Genomic DNA, 1,195 nt, shown 5'->3' with positions numbered 1-1,195 from the left:
TTTGCGGTGTTGGTTGCTGATCGTGGTCGCAGAGAATAGAGGGAAGCGACTGTTTATTAAAAACACAGGTCCGTGCGAAAACGTGGAAGTTGATGTATACGGACTGACGCCTGCCCGGTGCTGGAAGGTTAAGAGGACCTGTTAGAGCGTAAGCTCGAAGCGGAGAATTTAAGCCCCAGTAAACGGCGGTGGTAACTATAACCATCCTAAGGTAGCGAAATTCCTTGTCGGGTAAGTTCCGACCTGCACGAATGGCGTAACGACTTCCCTGCTGTCTCAACCACAGGCCCGGTGAAATTGCAGTACGAGTAAAGATGCTCGTTACGCGCGGCAGGACGAAAAGACCCCGGGACCTTCACTATAGCTTGGTATTGATATTCGGTTCGGTTTGTGTAGCATAGGTGGGAGACGTTAATAGCACGCCACGCCAGTGGTGGTGTCAGTCACAGGTGAAATACCACTCTGATCGAATTGGATATCTTTTTAACCTCGGCCCATGATCTGGGTCAGGGACAGTGCCTGGTGGGTAGTTTAACTGGGGCGGTTGCCTCCTAAAATGTAACGGAGGCGCCCAAAGGTTCCCTCAGCCTGGTTGGCAATCAGGTGGTGAGTGTAAGTGCACAAGGGAGCTTGACTGTGAGAGTGACAACTCAAGCAGGGACGAAAGTCGGGACTAGTGATCCGGCACCTACGAGTGGAAGTGGTGTCGCTCAACGGATAAAAGGTACCCCGGGGATAACAGGCTGATCTTCCCCAAGAGTCCATATCGACGGGATGGTTTGGCACCTCGATGTCGGCTCGTCGCATCCTGGGGCTGGAGTAGGTCCCAAGGGTTGGGCTGTTCGCCCATTAAAGCGGCACGCGAGCTGGGTTTAGAACGTCGTGAGACAGTTCGGTCTCTATCCGCCGCGCGCGTAGAAACTTGCAGAAGGCTGTCCCTAGTACGAGAGGACCGGGACGGACGTACCTCTAGTGCGCCAGTTGTCACGCCAGTGGCACGGCTGGTTGGCTACGTACGGAAGGGATAACCGCTGAAAGCATCTAAGCGGGAAGCCTGTTTTAAGATGAGGTTTCATTACTAGGTGCCCGGTAGACCACCGGGTTGATAGGCCAGAACTGGACATACCGCAAGGTCATGCAGGTGACTGGTACTAATCCACCGAACAACACACCAAAACACACCCACACAACACAC

The 1,195-nt window shown here is 53.6% G+C and carries 1 rRNA gene; it reads left to right on the top strand.

From position 1 onward, the window contains the following. Window positions 1-1,176, top strand: a 23S ribosomal RNA gene (locus IEU99_RS10940); the annotation flags it as partial. Window positions 1,177-1,195 lie beyond the last annotated feature (19 nt).

This window comes from Corynebacterium pelargi, from assembly GCF_014635485.1.
Classification (GTDB): domain Bacteria; phylum Actinomycetota; class Actinomycetes; order Mycobacteriales; family Mycobacteriaceae; genus Corynebacterium; species Corynebacterium pelargi.
Note: the sequence above shows the minus strand (reverse complement) of the source record. Positions and strands in the feature narration are given on the sequence as shown.